Raw genomic sequence first — 16998 nt, 5'->3', positions numbered from 1 at the left:
CTGTACTGACGTCTTCGCGAGCAAGCCCGCTCCCACAAGGATGGCGCAATTCTCATGGTTCACATCGAACCTGTGGGAGCGGGCTTGCTCGCGAAGGGCGCAACGCACATTTGAGATTTTTCACCCGCAATGGAGCGCACTGATATGGCCAGGACCGCCGGAAAGTTATGTCAACTTCCGAATTGCCCACAATCACAACAATGGCAACAGGAGCAGTTTTCATGAGTTCATCGAACACCGGACAAAGTGCCGGACAATTGGAAACCCGTGGTATCGAGCCGGTGCCGGAAGGGGAGTGCAATGGTCATCCACTGCAACTGTTCTGGGTCTGGTTCGCAGCGAACATTTCCATTCTTGGTTTGCCGTTGGGCGCCACGCTGGTGGCCTTCCGCGGCCTGGCGATCTGGCAGGCGATCATCGTCGCCATCCTCGGTGCCGCCGGCTCTTTCGCGGTGGTCGGGATCATCTCCATTGCCGGTCGCCGTGGTCGCGCACCGAGCCTGACGTTGTCGCGAGCTATCTTCGGTGTGCGCGGCAATATCGGCCCGACGCTGGTCTCGCTGATGTCGCGACTGGGTTGGGAAACCGTCAACACCACCACCGCTGCATTCGTCTTGCTGTCGTTGTGCTCGATTCTGTTCGGCTCGCCGGTGGAAGCCAAAAGCGCGCCGCTGCTGACCCTGGTTTTTATCGCGATTTTTGTACTGCTGACGTTGTCGGTGTCCGGCCTCGGTCACGCCACGTTGCTGGTAATCCAGAGATGGGCGACCTACGTGTTCGGTGCGTTGAACATCCTGGTCGGCGGTTTCCTCTGCGCGACCATCGACTGGAGTGCCGTATTCAACGCCACGCCAGCACCCCTGAGCGCGATGATCATCGGCATCGGCACCATGGCCGCCGGCACCGGGATCGGTTGGGCCAACGCTGGCGCCGACATGTCGCGCTACCAGCACCGCAGCGTCAAAGCCGTGCGTCTGGTGGCGTCGGCGGCGTTCGGTGCGGGGATTCCGCTGGTGCTGCTGATCACCCTCGGCGGCCTGCTGTCGGTGGGCAACAATGATCTGGCCTCGGCCACTGACCCGATCGTCGCGATCCGCGACATGCTGCCGACCTGGATGGCCGTGCCGTACCTGATCACCGCATTCGGCGGGCTGCTGCTGTCGAACAACCTGTCGGTGTACTCCGCCGGTTTGACCACTTTGACCCTCGGCCTGAAGGTCAAACGCGTGTATGCGGTGGTGCTCGATATCATTGCGATCTTCGCCGGTTCGATCTACTTCATGCTGATCGCCGAGAGCTTCTACGGCCCGTTCATCACTTTCATTTCCTTGCTGGCCGTGCCGATCACGGCGTGGGTCGGGATTTTTGTGGTCGACCTGATTCACCGGCATTACTACAGCCCCAAAGACCTGCTGGACGTCAGCCCGAGCAGCGCCTACTGGTATCGCGGCGGCGTCGAGTGGCGCGCCTTCGGTGCATGGGCGCTGGCGATTGTGCTGGGTTTCAGTTTCACCACCATTGGCACCACTGAACAAGATGTCTGGTTCCGGGGCTTTTTGTCCGACTCCTGGCTGGGCCACAACGGCCTGGGCTGGATCGTGACGTTCCTGGTGGCCGGTGGCAGTTACTGGGTACTCGGCGGTGCCAAAGACCGCCGCGCCGCGTTGATCGAGCCGGCTCATGCCTAAAATGCTACACACCGGCCAGGTCATGATCGATCTGGTCATGGCCGTGGATAAACTGCCTCAATCGGGCGGTGACGTGCTGGCGCAATCCGCCCGTTTCGAGGCTGGCGGTGGCTTCAATGTGATGGCTGCGGCCCGGCGAAACGGCTTGCCGGTGGTCTACCTCGGTGGCCATGGCAAGGGCCGTTTCGGCGACATGGCCCGAGAGGCGATGACGGCTGAAGGCATTCGGATCGGCCTCGGTCAGAGCACTGAGCGCGACACCGGGCTGTGCGTCGCGCTGACCGAAGCCTCGGCCGAGCGCACGTTCATTTCCTGCATCGGTGCCGAAGGCGAATTGACCGCCGAAGACCTGGCGAGTGTGCCAGCCGAGGCGGGGGACTTTGTCTATGTCAGCGGCTATAGCCTGCTGCATGGCGGCAAGGCTCAGGCGCTGGTGAATTGGGTGCTGGATTTGCCGGACGGGATCAAGGTGGTGTTCGATCCGGGGCCATTGGCGGATTCGCCGGACGCACCGCTGATGAAGGCCCTGTTGCCGCGCATCGATCTGTGGACCAGCAACCGTGTCGAGGCGCAGCGGTTTACCGGGGCGACGGATATCGGCGCGGCATTGAAGCGGTTGGTTGATCATCTGCCGACCGAGGTGTTGATGGTAGTACGCGATGGGCCGCAAGGGTGCTGGATCAGCCAGCGTGGTGATCACCAGCATGTGCCGGGATTCAAGGTCGTGGCGGTGGACAGCAATGGCGCGGGGGATGCTCACGCGGGCGTTTTTGTCGCCGGGTTGGCGCACGGAATATCGGCAGTCGAAGCGGCGCGGCGGGCGAATGCGGCTGCGGCATTGGCGGTCACTCGCTGGGGGCCGGCGACTTCGCCGGGGGCGGCTGAGGTGGATGCGTTGATCTGGAAGACTTTCGGCGCTTGATCCACCGCTTTCGCGAGCAAGCCCGCTCCCACATTGGATCTGTGTTGATCGTTGAATGTGTGAACGACACAGATCCAATGTGGGAGCGGGCTTGCTCGCGAAGAGGCCCTCAAACTCACCTCAAATCCGGACCCTTAGCCGGCTTTGCGCAACGCCTCGATCAACTCTTGCTTGCGCATGCTCGAACGCCCCGGAATCTTCTTCGCCCGGGCTTCTTTCATCAGGCTGTCCACCGTTTGCGTATCGCGCGAAGCCTTGCTGTTGCGCGGCTTGCCTTCACGGGTGGCCACCGCACGTCGGGATGATTCCTTGCGGTCTGCAGACTTGGCGCTGGCCGGCTTCTTGCGCCCGGAGCCGCCGGCGCGTTCACCTCCACCTGACTGTTTGTTTACCGTGGCCCAGGCACGAGCTTCGGCTTCATCTTTCGACACGCCTTTGTGCTCGTAGCTTTCTTCGATGTGTTCGGCCTTGCGTTTTTGCTCGGCGGTGTATTTGTCTTTGCTTCCACGAGGCATGGGATTTCTCCTGGTTTCAGGATGTATATCCGTAGGAACTCTTCAAGCATTCACAGGCAAAGATCGCAGCCTGCGGCAGCTCCTACGCGGTTAAATATCCAGCTTGCGCGCCGCTTCAACCCCTGCGGCGCTGAGTTTGATCGGCAGGTTCAGCGAGTGCTCGCCGGCTTCGTTGCAGGTCACATGACCGTGCTGGATCAATCCGCGTTCCTGCAGAGTCGCGAGCGTGCTGGCCACGACTCTCTCCCCCCGGTAATTGTCCAGAACCTCCTTGCCCAAGCCATTTGGGTGGGCGTGCAGCAGACGGGTCAGGACTTCTTTTTCCAGGTTTTTATCGACGTTCATGGTTACCTCTTCGTTAGGATCGATAGGTATTGCATGTCGCTCGCATCGGCGAACTTATGGACTGGTGCTGCGGCCTTCGGAGCCCGAGCCACCGGTGGTGGTTTTCGAGCCGACGCCAGTTCCCGCGTTGTCGGGAGTCTGGGTGCCGGGTGTATTCATCCCGCCCTGAGCGCCCGCGTCATCGTGATAAACCCGTGGGTCTGTGGCCGTCGGAGAAGGAGACCGGCCGCTGTCGATGCCTTGGGTGGCCGAAGATTCGGGCCTTTCGAGTGGATCGGTCGGGTCGGTCCCGGAAGAGCTGGTCGCGGCGAACGCGACGGAGGAGAGCAGCGTGGTGAGAGCGAGGGCGGTCAGTCGGGACGTGATCATGGTGTCGTCTCCGTTGATTAGAGTCCTTACCCGATATTGGTCCTCCCTGACCTGGATTGGTGCCTGATGAACGACGAGCGGTGTCGCTCATGCTTAATGGTCGACGCCGATTTCTTCCTTGAACAGCTCCATGAAACCCTTCAGGCGTTCGTGGCGAATCTGTGCCAGACGTTGACCGGTGGTCGTTTGGAAACCGTCCGCCAGGTGCAGCAGCTTGGCCTGGAAATGATCGAGGCAAAAGCGTTTGTCGTCGTAGTCCCGTTCTTTTGCCTCTGGGTCCAAAGGGTCGTACAGCGCACTGCCCATGCGCCCGGCGATATAGAAGGTACGCGCCACGCCGAGCATGCCAAGGGAATCGAGGCGGTCGGCGTCCTGGATGATTTTCGCTTCGAGGGTGATGGGCGTGATGTTGGCGCTGAAGCTGTGGGCTTCGATGGCGTGGGAGACTGCTGTGATTTTTGCGTCAGGCCAATCCATGACTACCAGTACTGTCGAAGCTTTCTGCGCCGCCAGCCGTGATGCCTGTGAGCGCTGCGGCGAGTTCTTCTCTACCGCCACGCAATCGTGCAACAGCACGGCTGCCAGCAGCACCTCAAGATCACCGCCTTCTTCGGCATGAAGCGTGCGCACGTTGTGCCACACCCGCTGTAAGTGCGACAGATCATGGGCGCCGTCCTCGCCAGGTTCCAGCGCGTGGGGCAGCAGTTCAGAAGCCAGAGTGTGCAGCGGCGCGAAAGCGGCAGTGGTCATAAAAGTCCTTGGATTCGACTCGGTTTTTGTGATCAATGAGCACCCTGTGGGAGCGGGCTTGCCCGCGAAGACGTCAGTACAGTCACGCTGATTTCGCAGGCTGGCCCATTCATACAAAGCGCCACAAAACATTAATGCTACATGACGTTTTGCTTTCAAATGTGACGAGCGCCGCGCGCGGACTTAGTATGGCGTTTTCAATTTTTGACAAGGCACGTTCATGACGATCGAAATCCGCCCGGCAACCCCCAGCGATGCTCCGCAAATCCTCGCGTTCATCACTGAACTGGCGGACTTCGAACGTGCCCGCCACGAAGTCATCGCCAGCGTCGCCGACATCGAGCGTAGCCTGTTCAGCGAGGGCGCCACCGCTCATGGCCTGATCTGCCTGCGCGATGGCTCGCCGATCGGCTTTGCGGTGTTCTTTTTCAGCTATTCCACCTGGCTGGGCAGCAACTGCCTGTACCTCGAAGACCTCTACATCACTCCCGAACAACGGGGCGGCGGCGCCGGTAAAACCTTGTTGCGCCACCTGGCGAAAATCGCCTGCGCCAATGATTGCGGCCGTTTCGAATGGAGCGTGCTGGACTGGAACAAACCGGCGATCGAATTCTACAAATCCCTCGGTGCACAGCCGCAGGAGGAGTGGGTGCGGTATCGGATGGATGGGGCGGTGTTAAGGGATTTTGCCGAGGGCAATTGATCCCCTAAAAGATCGCAGCCTTCGGCAGCTCCACGCGGGATTGTGTTCGACCGAGCTATTGCGTCGTACATCGAATCTGTAGGAACTGCTGAAGGCTGCGATCTTTTTTTGTTCTTCTCCCAATATATGGGATTGATATTTATATATTGAGATTTTCCTTCGTTCAGGTTTATAGTCCAGCTCACTCACTGCCAAAAAACAAAACAGGTGAAGCGATGCTGGCGCAATTGATCGCGCTCGATTGGGGGACAACCTCATTACGTGCTTACAAACTCGGCTTCGGTGCCCAGGTGCTGGAACAGCGCTCGCTGTCGTCCGGGATCATGCAGCTGCCCAAGACGCCGCGAATCATCGTCGGCCAGGAATGTGCCGACGGTTTTGAATTGGCCTTCGATGAGGCGTGCGGTGACTGGCTCGACGCACAGCCCGGTTTGCCAGTGATTGCTTGCGGCATGGTCGGCAGTGCTCAGGGCTGGCGCGAAGCGGCCTACTGCGACACGCCGGCGAACGTTGCCAATCTCGGAACTTCCCTACAAACCGTTCGCAGTCTTCGCGGTGTCGATGTGCACATCGTGCCAGGGGTGATTCAGCGTTCGCGCTTGCCGAACGTGATGCGCGGCGAGGAAACCCAAGTCCTCGGCGTGTTGCAGAATCTGCCGAGCGGGGCGGGCAACGATCTGTTGATCGGCTTGCCGGGCAGCCATTCGAAATGGGTGGAAGTGGACGACGGCTGCATCGTGCATTTCGATACTTTCATGACTGGCGAAGTCTTCGCCGTCCTCAGTGAACACAGCATTCTGGGGCGCACTCAGCAGCGCGGCGCGTCTTTCGATGGCGAAGCGTTTGATCGTGGCGTGCGGGTGGCCTTGTCGGCGGACGGCGAGATCGGGCCGCTGTCGACATTGTTCAGTACCCGCAGTCTGGGGCTGACCGGTGAACTCAGCGCCGTCGCGCAACCGGACTATCTGTCCGGTCTGTTGATCGGCCATGAACTGTCGGCCCTGGCCAATGTTCAGCGGCATCGGCGCAACAGCGTGCACCTGCCTTCGATCATCCTCATCGGCAATGCGCAACTCTGCGCCCGCTACAGCCGGGCGCTCGACGCCTGCGGTTTTGCCCGGGTGACCCTGGCCGAGCAGGCCACCGAACGCGGGTTGTGGCAGTTGGCGGTTGCCGCCGGACTGATCACGACACCCCCATCCCGTTAAACCTGACTGGAGGTCTGACATGCTCAAGCAAGCACTGGCACAAAACGGTCTGATCGCGATCCTGCGTGGCCTGCGTCCGCAAGAAGCGGCAGCCGTCGGTGAAGTCCTGTACTCGGCCGGATTTCGCGTCATTGAAGTGCCGCTTAATTCCCCCGAACCGTACGAAAGTATCCGCATCCTGCGCAGTACCTTACCCGCCGATTGCCTGATCGGTGCGGGCACGGTGTTGACGCCGGAACAGGTCGAGCAAGTGAAAGCGGCGGGCGGCCAAGTGATCGTCATGCCTCATAGCGATGCCAAGGTGTTGCGTGCGGCGAAGGCAGCGGGGCTGTTCCTGTCGCCGGGCGTGGCGACGCCGACCGAAGCCTTTGCTGCATTGGCCGAAGGGGCGGATGTGCTGAAGATGTTCCCGGCCGAACAAATGGGCCCCGCCGTTGTGAAAGCCTGGCTGGCGGTGTTGCCGGCAGGGACGGTGCTGGTGCCGGTGGGCGGGATTACGCCGGACAACATGCAGGTGTTTGTCGAGGCCGGCGTCAAAGGTTTCGGTCTCGGGTCCGGGTTGTTCAAACCGGGCATGACGGCTGACGAAGTTGCGGTGCGCGCCAAGGCGTATGTCGCTGCCTGGAATGCTTTGCGTTAAGACTTTTTGGCGCTGTGAGCGCTACATCTACAAGAGAGACAATAGAGATGAAAATCACCAAACTCACCACCTTCATCGTTCCGCCGCGCTGGTGCTTCCTCAAGGTCGAAACCGACGAGGGCGTGACCGGTTGGGGTGAGCCCGTGGTCGAAGGCCGCGCGCACACCGTCGCTGCTGCGGTTGAGGAATTGTCCGACTACCTGATCGGCAAAGACCCACGCAACATCGAAGACATCTGGACCGTGCTCTACCGTGGCGGCTTCTACCGTGGCGGCGCGATCCACATGAGCGCCCTGGCCGGCATCGACCAGGCGTTGTGGGACATCAAGGGCAAAGCTCTGGGTGTGTCGGTCAGTGATCTGTTGGGTGGTCAGGTGCGGGACAAGATTCGCGTTTATTCATGGATCGGTGGTGATCGCCCGGCGGACACTGCTCGCGCTGCGAAAGAAGCGGTCAGCCGTGGTTTTACCGCGGTGAAAATGAACGGCACCGAAGAACTGCAATTCCTCGATTCCTTCGAGAAGGTCGACCTGGCCTTGGCCAACGTCGCCGCCGTGCGCGATGCGGTCGGCCCGAATGTCGGCATCGGCGTGGACTTCCATGGTCGGGTGCACAAGCCCATGGCCAAGGTGCTGATGAAGGAACTCGACCCGTACAAACTGATGTTCATCGAAGAGCCGGTGCTCAGCGAAAACTACGAAGCGCTGAAAGAACTGGCGCCGCTGACCAGCACGCCGATTGCCCTCGGCGAACGGTTGTTCTCGCGTTGGGACTTCAAGCGAGTGCTCAGCGAAGGCTACGTCGACATCATCCAGCCCGATGCCTCCCACGCAGGCGGCATCACCGAAACCCGCAAGATCGCCAACATGGCCGAAGCCTACGACGTGGCACTGGCGCTGCATTGCCCGTTGGGCCCGATTGCCCTGGCCGCGTGCCTGCAACTGGACGCGGTTTGCTACAACGCGTTCATCCAGGAACAGAGCCTGGGCATCCATTACAACGAGAGCAATGACCTGCTCGATTATGTGAAAGATCCGCGGGTGTTCGACTACGACAAGGGCTTCGTGAAGATCCCCAACGGCCCGGGCCTGGGCATCGAGATCAACGAGGAGTACGTGATCGAACGCGCCGCCGTCGGCCACCGCTGGCGCAACCCGATCTGGCGCCATGCCGATGGCAGCTTTGCCGAGTGGTGAGTTCCTCCTGACTCAACACAAATCCCTGTGGGAGCGGGCTTGCTCGCGAAGGCGGCATCACATTCAACAGTGATGTCGACTGACGCACCGCTTTCGCGAGCAAGCCTGCTCCCACAATTGATCTCCATGGACCGGATGATTTGCGCTCAGGCGCCCGTTTTTTCACGACCTCAATAAACATAAGAAGAGGCACCTCTCATGCAACCGCAAACCCTCACCGGGCAGGCGTCGTTGGTGACGCCGAGCCGCAAGCGGTTTTTCATCATGGTCCTGCTGTTCATCACCGTAGTGATCAACTACCTGGACCGCAGTAACCTGTCCATTGCCGCCCCGGCGCTGACCAGCGATCTGGGCATCGATCCGATCCATGTCGGGCTGATTTTCTCAGCCTTCGGCTGGACCTACGCTGCCATGCAGATCCCCGGCGGCTGGCTGGTGGACCGGGTGCCGCCGCGCATCCTGTATAGCGTCGCATTGCTGCTGTGGTCGGTCGCCACGGTGATGCTCGGCTTCGCTGCCAGTTTCATCGCGCTGTTCGTACTGCGCATGGCCGTCGGTGCCCTGGAAGCGCCGGCGTATCCGATCAACAGCCGCGTGGTGACGACATGGTTCCCCGAGCGCGAACGCGCCACGGCTATTGGTTTCTACACGTCCGGGCAATTCGTTGGTCTGGCGTTCCTGACGCCTGTATTGGCCTGGCTGCAGCACCAATATGGCTGGCACATGGTGTTTGTCAGCACTGGCGTGGTGGGCATTATCTGGGCGGTGATCTGGTACGCGGTGTATCGCGAACCGCGTGATTTCAAGGGCGCCAATGATGCTGAAATCGAGCTGATCCGCGAAGGCGGCGGGCTGGTGGATATCCAGGCAGAAACCGCGAAGGCCAAGGCGAAATTCAGCTGGACCGATCTCGGTATCGTTCTGACCAAACGCAAACTCTGGGGTATCTACCTCGGCCAGTTCTGCCTCAACTCGACCCTGTGGTTTTTTCTGACGTGGTTCCCGACCTACCTGGTGAAATATCGCGGCATGGACTTCATCAAGTCTGGCTTGCTGGCGTCGCTACCGTTTCTGGCAGCCTTCGTCGGTGTGCTGTGTTCGGGGTTCTTTTCGGACTTTTTGATTCGTCGCGGCTACACGGTGGGTTTCGCCCGCAAGTTGCCGATCATTGGCGGCCTGCTGATTTCCACCTCGATCATCGGCGCCAACTTCGTCGAGTCGACACCGCTGGTGATTGCCTTCCTCGCGCTGGCCTTCTTCGGCAATGGTCTGGCTTCGATTACCTGGTCGCTGGTGTCGACCCTGGCCCCGGCGCGCTTGCTTGGATTGACCGGTGGGGTGTTCAATTTCATCGGTAACCTGGCGGCGATTACCACGCCCATCGTCATCGGTTTTCTCGCTTCCGGTGATTCGTTTGCCCCGGCGATTACCTATATCTCGGTTCTGGCGTTGTTGGGTGCGCTTTCCTACGTGTTGCTGGTGGGCAAGGTCGAGCGTATCAAGTTGTAGTCGCGGCCATCGGGCGACCATAATGCCGCCCGTTCACTCGCTCAACGGTAAAGGCTGGATATGCAGGAAGACGCCCCAAAAATCGCCAAGGACGCCGCGCCGACTGGCACCCAGACATTGCTTCGTGGCCTGGGTGTGGTTCAGGCCGTGGCCAGTGGCGCCCGCGATCTCAAGGAAATCGCCCGGCTGATCGGCACGACGCGCAGCACCACTCATCGTCTGGCCAGTTGCCTGGTGGACGAGCGTTATCTGCGGGTGGTGCCGCAAGTCGGGTATCTGCTGGGGCCGAAGCTAATCGAACTGGGTTTCCAGGCACGTGAAGAGCTGCCACTGGTGACGCTGGCCGGGCCGTATCTGGATGAGTTGTCGGCGTTGACCGGTGACACCATTCACCTGGCGATTCGTGAGGGCGACGAGGTGCTGTACCTGCACAAGAATCCGGGGCGCAACGGTCCGGAAATGCGTTCGCGGGTCGGTCATCGCATGCCATTGGCGCGTACCGGGATCGGTAAGGCGCTGATGCTCGATGACACGCAGGAAGAATGGCAACGGCTGTACGAAATCAGCTTGCCGGTGGGTGGGAAAAATCAGTTCTGGCCGCAGCACCCGGAGCAATCCTGGGAGCAGTTCCAGCAGCGCATGATTGAGTACGTGGCCGGCGGGTACGCCTTCGACCTGGAGGACAACGAACCGTCGATCCGCTGCGTGGCGGCGCCGATCCGCGATGCCAGCAAGCGCATTGTCGCCGGTATCAGCATCGCCAGCACCGTGCCGTACATGCCATTGGAAAAAATGGCCGAGCTGATTCCCCTGATCAAAGGGGTCACAGCCCGGCTGTCGGCGGAGCTCGGCTTGAAGGTATAAGTCGAGCGAGTCTGATCAGACTTTCAGCGTCGCCATGTCGATGACGAAGCGGTACTTCACGTCACCGGCAATCATGCGGGTGTAAGCCTCGTTGATCTGGCGGATGTCGAGCATTTCGATGTCGCAGGTGATGCCGTGTTCGGCGCAGAAATCCAGCACTTCCTGGGTTTCTGCGATGCCGCCGATCAGCGAGCCGGCCAGCACGCGACGACCCAATACCAGTTTGGCAGCGTGAACCGGTGGATCGATCGGTTCGATCAAGCCCACCAGAATGTGTACGCCGTCGAAACGCAGCGTCTCGAGGTAGGGATTGAGGTCGTGCTGCACCGGAATGGTGTCCAGCAGGAAGTCGAAATGTCCTGCGGCGGCTTTCATCTGTTCAGCATCGGTGGACACGATCACGTGGTCCGCGCCTTGACGACGACCTTCTTCAGCCTTGCTCGCCGAGCGAGTGAACAACGTCACTTCAGCGCCCATCGCTTTGGCGAACTTGATGCCCATGTGGCCGAGGCCACCCATGCCGAGAATCCCGACCTTGTCACCGGCCTTGACGCCGTAGTGCTTGAGTGGCGAGTAGGTGGTGATGCCTGCACACAGAATCGGCGCGGCGCTGGCCGGGTCGAGTTTCTCCGGGATACGCACGACAAAGTGCTCGCTGACCACGATGCTGTCGGAGTAACCGCCCATGGTGTTACTGCCATCGACCCGGTCCGGGGTGGCGTACGTCATGGTCGGACCTTCGAGGCAGTATTGCTCCAGATCCGCCTTGCAGGCTTCGCAGTGGCGGCACGAGTCGACCATGCAGCCGACGCCGACCAGATCGCCGACTTTGTGTTGGGTAACATTCGCACCGACCGCGGTGACTTTTCCGACGATCTCATGGCCGGGCATCAGCGGGTAAACAGCAATGCCCCACTCGTTGCGTGCCTGATGGATGTCGGAATGGCAGACGCCGCAGTAGAGAATGTCGATCGCAACGTCGTCGGCCCGTGGACTGCGGCGTTCGAATTTCATCGGGGCGAGGGGAGTGGTGGCTGACTGAGCGGCGTATCCGATGGCGGTGTACATGGTGAACCTCGCAAAAGCGGTGACAGGTGAGGCGAGCAATTCTGGGCGCCGCACGGGTTACCGGCCATGGCGATTCCTCCGGGTGTCATGCCTAATCCTCCGGCTTACACCGTTGATTGGTCGCATTGGCGTTCAGACCTGCGAAGATGCTTTCATCCCTTTTTTCGCGACTTTTTTTGTGACTTCTTTTGTGACTTCTTTTATGAAGAGCTCCCCCATGTTGTTGACCCGTCATCTCGATGCCAATGCCACCCTGGTTTCGCTGATCCAGCCGCTGACTACCCGCGACGGTTTCGCGCCTACCGCATTGCCGGGTGTGCAGGTTTTGCGGGCCAGTTGTGATGTGGCCCGTGGCCCACAAATCTACGAGCCAAGCCTGGTCATCATCGCCCAAGGCAGCAAGTTGGCGTATCTGGGCCCGCGTACGCTTGAATATGGAGCCGGGCATTACCTGATTCAGGCGTTGCCGGTACCTTTCGAGTGCGAGACGTTTTCGGCTCCGGATGGCCCGATGCTGGGCGTTTCCATCGCCATCGACCGGGTAATGCTCGGTGAGTTGGTATTGGCCATGGGGCTGTCACCGGGGCGCACGGTTCCCGCACAGACGCCCGAGTCCATGACCTCGGCGGTGCTCGACGATGCCATGCGCGGTTGTGTGGAGCGGTTGTTGCGCTGCCTGCACGATCCGCTGGAATGCCAGATCATGGGCCCGGCACGCTTGCGTGAATTGTTGTTCGTGGCGTTGCGGGGGCCACAAGCCGATGTGTTGCGAGCGTTGGTGGAGCAACAGGGGCAGTTCGCGCGGATCGCGGCGTCGCTGAGTCATCTGCATGCGCATTACACCGAGCCGTTGAATGTCGAGACCCTGGCCAGTTGCGCGAACATGAGCGCGTCGACGTTTCATGAGCATTTCAAACGCTGCACCTTATTGTCGCCGGTGCAATATTTGAAGCGTTTGCGCTTGCTCAGGGCCCAGCAGTTGTTGCTGGGCGAAGGCTTGGGCGTGGCCCAGGTGGCGCATCGGGTGGGGTATCAGAGCACGTCGCAGTTCAGTCGCGAGTACAAGCGTTACTTTGAGCGCAATCCTGGGGATGAGCGGGCTGCTTGATACACCACGAATCCCCTTGTGGGAGCGGGCTTGCTCGCGAAAGCGGTCTATCAGTCGACATCAATGTTGGATGATAAACCGCCTTCGCGAGCAAGCCCGCTCCCACATTGGTTTGGTGTTGATGCCTGGATCTCGGGCAACAAAAAGGCCCCCATTTTGGGAGCCTTGATGTTCAGGCGTTCGACTTACATATTCGGGTAAGTCGGGCCGCCAGAGCCTTCCGGCGCCACCCAGGTGATGTTCTGTGCAGGGTCCTTGATGTCGCAGGTCTTGCAGTGAACGCAGTTCTGGGCGTTGATCTGGAAGCGCTTCTCGCCGTCTTCCTGGGTCACCACTTCGTACACGCCGGCTGGGCAGTAACGCTGAGCAGGTTCATCGTACATCGGCAGGTTCTTGGCGATCGGAATGCTCGCGTCGGCCAGTTTCAGGTGGCAAGGCTGCTCTTCTTCGTGGTTGGTACCCGAGATGAACACCGAGCTGAGTTTGTCGAAGCTGATCTTGCCATCCGGTTTCGGGTAGTCGATCTTCTTGCAGTCGGCCGCCAGTTTCAGGCAAGCGTAATCCGGCTTGGTGTCGTGCAGGGTGAACGGCAGTTTGCCGCCGAACCAGTTCTGATCGATGTAGTTGAACGCCGCGCCGAGAATCGGGCCGAATTTGTGCATCGCCGGGCCGAAGTTGCGGCTGGCGAACAGTTCGTCATAGAGCCAGCTCTTCTTGAAGGCGTCGACGTAAGTGGTCAGCTCTTGCGTGCCGTCCAGATCGGCGAACAGCGCATCGGCCACGGCGTCGGCGGCGAGCATGCCGGATTTCATCGCGGTGTGGCTGCCTTTGATCTTGGCGAAGTTCAGCGTGCCGAGGTCGCAACCGATCAGCGCGCCGCCCTTGAAGACCATTTTCGGCAGCGAGTTCAGGCCGCCTTTGGAGATAGCACGTGCGCCGTAGCTGATGCGCTTGCCGCCTTCCAGGTATTGCTTGAGCACCGGGTGATGCTTGAGGCGCTGGAACTCGTCGAACGGCGACAGGAAGGTGTTGCTATAGGAAAGATCGACGATCAGGCCGACCACCACCTGGTTGTTTTCCAGGTGATAGAGGAACGAGCCACCGGTGTTCTCGGTGCCCATGATATCCAGCGGCCAACCGGCGGTGTGGACCACCAGGCCTGGCTGGTGCTTGGCTGGGTCGATTTCCCAGATTTCTTTCAGGCCGATGCCGTAATGCTGGGCGTCGGCTTCGCTATCGAGGTTGAAACGCTTGATCAGCTGCTTACCGATATGGCCGCGGCAACCTTCGGCGAACAGCGTGTACTTGGCACGCAGTTCCATGCCGGGGGTGTACAGGCCTTCTTTGGGATTGCCTTCGCGGTCAACGCCCAGATCGCCGGTGATGATCCCGCGAACCACGCCGTTCTCATCGAACAGTGCTTCCTGGGCGGCGAAGCCCGGGTAGACTTCCACGCCCAGGTTCTCGGCCTGCTGGGCCAGCCAGCGGCACAGGTTGCCCAGGGAGATGATGTAGTTGCCTTCGTTGTGCATGGTCTTGGGCACAAAGAGGTCAGGAATCTTCTGCGCGCTGTCGGCGTTCTTGAGCACGAAGATGTCATCGCGTGTGACTGGCGTATTCAGCGGCGCGCCGAGTTCTTTCCAGTCCGGGAACAATTCGTTCAGGGCGCGTGGTTCGAACACGGCACCGGACAGGATATGAGCGCCGACCTCGGAGCCTTTTTCGACCACGCAGACGCTGATTTCCTTACCGGCTTCGGCGGCCTTCTGCTTCAAACGGCAGGCGGCGGACAGGCCAGCGGGGCCGGCACCGACGATGACCACGTCGAATTCCATGTATTCGCGTTCCACAGGCTATCTCCTACTCAAGGCTCAACAGTTTTTTTCTAATTGGAGGTTTGGCGTTGCATCCATTATTTTCTCCGGCAACTGCCGGAAGGGACAATGGATGACCCACCTTTCTCTCTAGGTGGCGCATTATATCTACACCACTCCTAGCGTCCAATACAAACGTTTGTTTGAATTGGCTCAAAGCCAGAGAAATCAAAGTCACGCGGCTTATGACTGGCCATTTTGCCGTATTGACCGGAATAGGTGTTCCGGTCAAGATACGGGCGGTTTTGCGCTCGCCGTAGGCTGACTGGTGGTTTCAAGAGCACCTCTAAAGACAGGGCGATGGCAGTATAAGGTGATGCGCAGCGCAGGTTTGGCGCGCAGTTTACACGCCGCGATAATGAATGACTCGTTGGTCACCACTGACGAACGGTTATCAGCCTCGTGAGCAACGTTCACTCGATACACCTGCCAGCGTTTTTAGAGGTGCCCTTGCGCCGATGAGCATCAACCGCCAGGTTCGCCTAGGCGACTTTCTTTTCACCGGAGAGTAACGAGGAATCCATGAAGGTTCTTGTAGCTGTCAAACGCGTTGTGGATTACAACGTCAAGGTTCGTGTCAAGGCGGACAATTCCGGCGTCGACCTCGCTAACGTCAAGATGTCGATGAACCCGTTCTGCGAAATCGCAGTGGAAGAAGCCGTACGTCTGAAAGAGAAAGGCGTTGCGACTGAAATCGTCGTCGTCTCCATCGGCCCGTCCACCGCTCAAGAGCAACTGCGCACCGCGCTGGCTCTGGGTGCCGACCGCGCCATCCTCGTCGAATCCGCTGAAGATCTGACTTCCCTGGCGGTTGCCAAGTTGTTGAAAGCTGTTGTCGACAAGGAACAGCCTCAGCTGGTGATCCTCGGCAAACAAGCCATCGACAGCGACAACAACCAGACTGGCCAGATGCTCGCTGCATTGAGCGGCTACGGTCAGGGCACCTTCGCTTCGAAAGTCGAAGTGTCCGGCGACAGCGTTGCCGTGACCCGTGAAATCGACGGCGGCGCGCAGACAGTTTCCCTGAAACTGCCGGCCATCGTCACCACCGATCTGCGTTTGAACGAGCCGCGCTACGCGTCTCTGCCAAACATCATGAAAGCCAAGAAGAAGCCTCTCGAAGTGCTGACTCCGGACGCTTTGGGCGTTTCCACCGCCTCCACCAACAAGACCCTGAAAGTCGAAGCGCCGGCTGCACGCAGCGCGGGTATCAAGGTCAAGTCGGTGGCTGAACTGGTCGAGAAACTGAAAAACGAAGCGAAGGTAATCTAAATGACTATCTTGGTTATTGCTGAACACGACAACAAAGTACTGGCCCCGGCCACGCTGAACACTGTGGCTGCTGCTGCCAAGATTGGTGGTGATATCCACGTTCTGGTTGCAGGTCTGGGCGCTGGCGCCGTGGCTGAAGCCGCTGCGAAAATCGCTGGCGTGGCCAAAGTGCTGCTGGCCGACAACGCTGCTTACGCTCATCAACTGCCGGAGAACGTTGCTCCGCTGGTTGCAGAACTGGGCAAGGCTTACAGCCACATCCTGGCTGCCGCGACTTCGAACGGCAAGAACATCCTGCCGCGCGTTGCTGCGACCCTGGACGTTGACCAGATCTCCGAGATTATCTCGGTCGAAAGCGCTGACACCTTCAAGCGCCCGATCTACGCCGGTAACGCCATTGCTACCGTACAGTCCAACGCTGCGGTCAAAGTGATCACCGTGCGTGCCACCGGTTTCGACCCGGTTGCTGCTGAAGGTGGTTCGGCTGCCGTTGAAGCAGTTGCGGCTGCTCACGATGCTGGCACTTCGAGCTTCGTCGGTGAAGAACTGGCCAAGTCCGATCGTCCGGAACTGACCGCTGCCAAAATCGTCGTTTCCGGCGGTCGCGGCATGCAGAACGGCGACAACTTCAAACACCTGTACGCCCTGGCCGACAAGCTGGGCGCTGCCGTCGGTGCTTCCCGTGCCGCGGTCGATGCAGGTTTTGTACCCAACGACATGCAGGTCGGTCAGACCGGCAAGATCGTTGCTCCACAGCTGTACATCGCCGTCGGTATTTCCGGCGCGATCCAGCACCTGGCCGGCATGAAAGACTCCAAAGTGATCGTTGCGATCAACAAGGACGAAGAAGCGCCGATCTTCCAGGTGGCCGATTATGGCCTGGTGGCAGACCTGTTCGAAGCTATCCCCGAGTTCGAGAAGCTGGTCTAATCCGGCGGCTTGACTTATAAAGAGCCCGACCTTTTGG

17 protein-coding genes are annotated in these 16998 nt (G+C 59.7%); 11 read left to right on the top strand and 6 right to left on the bottom strand.

The genetic code is table 11. The features are described from left to right. Positions 1 to 221 precede the first annotated feature (221 nt). Together KVG95_RS00530 and KVG95_RS00525 are read left to right on the top strand one after the other, a co-directional pair. Positions 222 to 1688 (top strand): purine-cytosine permease family protein, encoded by a 1467-nt coding sequence (locus KVG95_RS00530; protein ID WP_217854154.1) that lies wholly within the window; start codon positions 222 to 224, stop codon positions 1686 to 1688. Continuing rightward, positions 1681 to 2610, top strand: a complete 930-nt coding sequence (locus KVG95_RS00525) for a PfkB family carbohydrate kinase (RefSeq protein WP_217854153.1) — start codon at positions 1681 to 1683, stop codon at positions 2608 to 2610. Before KVG95_RS00530 ends, KVG95_RS00525 begins: the two co-directional genes overlap by 8 nt. Positions 2611 to 2744: 134 nt before the next feature. Here the strand turns inward: KVG95_RS00525 and KVG95_RS00520 are convergent, their stop codons facing one another. The 4 genes from KVG95_RS00520 to KVG95_RS00505 all read right to left on the bottom strand — a co-directional run bounded on the left by KVG95_RS00520 (position 2745) and on the right by KVG95_RS00505 (position 4589). Beyond that, positions 2745 to 3125 (bottom strand): Rho termination factor N-terminal domain-containing protein, encoded by a 381-nt coding sequence (locus KVG95_RS00520; protein WP_038982111.1) that lies wholly within the window; start codon positions 3123 to 3125, stop codon positions 2745 to 2747. Positions 3126 to 3215: 90 nt separating this feature from the next. Then, positions 3216 to 3470 carry a hypothetical protein gene (locus KVG95_RS00515; RefSeq protein ID WP_217854152.1) on the bottom strand — a complete coding sequence of 85 codons (255 nt, stop codon included), beginning with the start codon at positions 3468 to 3470 and terminating at the stop codon, positions 3216 to 3218. Positions 3471 to 3524: 54 nt separating this feature from the next. After that, a complete protein-coding gene (locus KVG95_RS00510; protein WP_217854151.1) occupies positions 3525 to 3839 on the bottom strand; it encodes a hypothetical protein in 315 nt (104 codons plus the stop codon). A 93-nt stretch (positions 3840 to 3932) separates the two neighbouring features. Next, the gene (locus KVG95_RS00505) at positions 3933 to 4589 is read right to left on the bottom strand and encodes an HD domain-containing protein (RefSeq protein WP_217854150.1); all 657 of its coding nucleotides are present in this window, start codon (positions 4587 to 4589) and stop codon (positions 3933 to 3935) included. A gap of 220 nt (positions 4590 to 4809) precedes the next feature. Here KVG95_RS00505 and KVG95_RS00500 point away from each other — a divergent pair, with 220 nt between their 5' ends. The 6 genes from KVG95_RS00500 (at position 4810) to KVG95_RS00475 (ending at position 10709) form a co-directional block, all read left to right on the top strand. After that, positions 4810 to 5292, top strand: coding sequence for a GNAT family N-acetyltransferase (locus KVG95_RS00500; protein ID WP_217854149.1), 483 nt, complete (start codon positions 4810 to 4812; stop codon positions 5290 to 5292). Between the two features lie 215 nt (positions 5293 to 5507). Beyond that, positions 5508 to 6500 carry a 2-dehydro-3-deoxygalactonokinase gene (locus tag KVG95_RS00495; RefSeq protein WP_217854148.1) on the top strand — a complete coding sequence of 331 codons (993 nt, stop codon included), beginning with the start codon at positions 5508 to 5510 and terminating at the stop codon, positions 6498 to 6500. A gap of 19 nt (positions 6501 to 6519) precedes the next feature. Continuing rightward, positions 6520 to 7140, top strand: coding sequence for a 2-dehydro-3-deoxy-6-phosphogalactonate aldolase (locus tag KVG95_RS00490; protein WP_018926189.1), 621 nt, complete (start codon positions 6520 to 6522; stop codon positions 7138 to 7140). Between the two features lie 47 nt (positions 7141 to 7187). Then, positions 7188 to 8336 (top strand): galactonate dehydratase, encoded by a 1149-nt coding sequence (dgoD, locus tag KVG95_RS00485; RefSeq protein WP_007903915.1) that lies wholly within the window; start codon positions 7188 to 7190, stop codon positions 8334 to 8336. 198 nt (positions 8337 to 8534) lie between these two features. Next, the gene (locus tag KVG95_RS00480; protein ID WP_217854147.1) at positions 8535 to 9845 is read left to right on the top strand and encodes an MFS transporter; all 1311 of its coding nucleotides are present in this window, start codon (positions 8535 to 8537) and stop codon (positions 9843 to 9845) included. A 60-nt stretch (positions 9846 to 9905) separates the two neighbouring features. Then, complete coding sequence (locus KVG95_RS00475) at positions 9906 to 10709, top strand: IclR family transcriptional regulator (protein WP_008012044.1); 804 nt, start codon at positions 9906 to 9908, stop codon at positions 10707 to 10709. A gap of 15 nt (positions 10710 to 10724) precedes the next feature. Here the strand turns inward: KVG95_RS00475 and KVG95_RS00470 are convergent, their stop codons facing one another. After that, positions 10725 to 11777 carry an NAD(P)-dependent alcohol dehydrogenase gene (locus KVG95_RS00470; RefSeq protein ID WP_217854146.1) on the bottom strand — a complete coding sequence of 351 codons (1053 nt, stop codon included), beginning with the start codon at positions 11775 to 11777 and terminating at the stop codon, positions 10725 to 10727. A gap of 217 nt (positions 11778 to 11994) precedes the next feature. Here KVG95_RS00470 and KVG95_RS00465 point away from each other — a divergent pair, with 217 nt between their 5' ends. Next, positions 11995 to 12885, top strand: a complete 891-nt coding sequence (locus KVG95_RS00465) for an AraC family transcriptional regulator (protein ID WP_052964828.1) — start codon at positions 11995 to 11997, stop codon at positions 12883 to 12885. A gap of 185 nt (positions 12886 to 13070) precedes the next feature. On the opposite strand, the gene KVG95_RS00460 is transcribed toward KVG95_RS00465, so the two are convergent. Beyond that, entirely contained in the window at positions 13071 to 14735 is a 1665-nt protein-coding gene (locus KVG95_RS00460) for an electron transfer flavoprotein-ubiquinone oxidoreductase (RefSeq protein ID WP_217854145.1), read from the bottom strand. A 546-nt stretch (positions 14736 to 15281) separates the two neighbouring features. On the opposite strand from KVG95_RS00460, the gene KVG95_RS00455 reads away from it, so the two are divergent. Next, a complete protein-coding gene (locus KVG95_RS00455; RefSeq protein ID WP_003226982.1) occupies positions 15282 to 16031 on the top strand; it encodes an electron transfer flavoprotein subunit beta/FixA family protein in 750 nt (249 codons plus the stop codon). After that, entirely contained in the window at positions 16032 to 16961 is a 930-nt protein-coding gene (locus KVG95_RS00450) for an electron transfer flavoprotein subunit alpha/FixB family protein (RefSeq protein WP_217854144.1), read from the top strand. It begins immediately after the preceding gene. Positions 16962 to 16998 lie beyond the last annotated feature (37 nt).

Origin of the sequence: Pseudomonas farris (assembly GCF_019145235.1) — a bacterium.
GTDB classification, from domain to species: domain Bacteria; phylum Pseudomonadota; class Gammaproteobacteria; order Pseudomonadales; family Pseudomonadaceae; genus Aquipseudomonas; species Aquipseudomonas farris.
The sequence above is the reverse complement of the archived record's forward strand: the minus strand, read 5'-3'. Positions and strand labels throughout refer to the sequence as shown.

Bases quoted from the DNA above. Each gene is read 5' to 3' on its own strand.
- KVG95_RS00530 (WP_217854154.1), top strand. From the start codon at position 222: ATGAGTTCATCGAACACCGGACAAAGTGCCGGACAATTGGAAACCCGT.
- KVG95_RS00525 (WP_217854153.1), top strand. From the start codon at position 1,681: ATGCCTAAAATGCTACACACCGGCCAGGTCATGATCGATCTGGTCATG.
- KVG95_RS00520 (WP_038982111.1), bottom strand. From the start codon at position 3,125: ATGCCTCGTGGAAGCAAAGACAAATACACCGCCGAGCAAAAACGCAAG.
- KVG95_RS00515 (WP_217854152.1), bottom strand. From the start codon at position 3,470: ATGAACGTCGATAAAAACCTGGAAAAAGAAGTCCTGACCCGTCTGCTG.
- KVG95_RS00510 (WP_217854151.1), bottom strand. From the start codon at position 3,839: ATGATCACGTCCCGACTGACCGCCCTCGCTCTCACCACGCTGCTCTCC.
- KVG95_RS00505 (WP_217854150.1), bottom strand. From the start codon at position 4,589: ATGACCACTGCCGCTTTCGCGCCGCTGCACACTCTGGCTTCTGAACTG.
- KVG95_RS00500 (WP_217854149.1), top strand. From the start codon at position 4,810: ATGACGATCGAAATCCGCCCGGCAACCCCCAGCGATGCTCCGCAAATC.
- KVG95_RS00495 (WP_217854148.1), top strand. From the start codon at position 5,508: ATGCTGGCGCAATTGATCGCGCTCGATTGGGGGACAACCTCATTACGT.
- KVG95_RS00490 (WP_018926189.1), top strand. From the start codon at position 6,520: ATGCTCAAGCAAGCACTGGCACAAAACGGTCTGATCGCGATCCTGCGT.
- dgoD (WP_007903915.1), top strand. From the start codon at position 7,188: ATGAAAATCACCAAACTCACCACCTTCATCGTTCCGCCGCGCTGGTGC.
- KVG95_RS00480 (WP_217854147.1), top strand. From the start codon at position 8,535: ATGCAACCGCAAACCCTCACCGGGCAGGCGTCGTTGGTGACGCCGAGC.
- KVG95_RS00475 (WP_008012044.1), top strand. From the start codon at position 9,906: ATGCAGGAAGACGCCCCAAAAATCGCCAAGGACGCCGCGCCGACTGGC.
- KVG95_RS00470 (WP_217854146.1), bottom strand. From the start codon at position 11,777: ATGTACACCGCCATCGGATACGCCGCTCAGTCAGCCACCACTCCCCTC.
- KVG95_RS00465 (WP_052964828.1), top strand. From the start codon at position 11,995: ATGTTGTTGACCCGTCATCTCGATGCCAATGCCACCCTGGTTTCGCTG.
- KVG95_RS00455 (WP_003226982.1), top strand. From the start codon at position 15,282: ATGAAGGTTCTTGTAGCTGTCAAACGCGTTGTGGATTACAACGTCAAG.
- KVG95_RS00450 (WP_217854144.1), top strand. From the start codon at position 16,032: ATGACTATCTTGGTTATTGCTGAACACGACAACAAAGTACTGGCCCCG.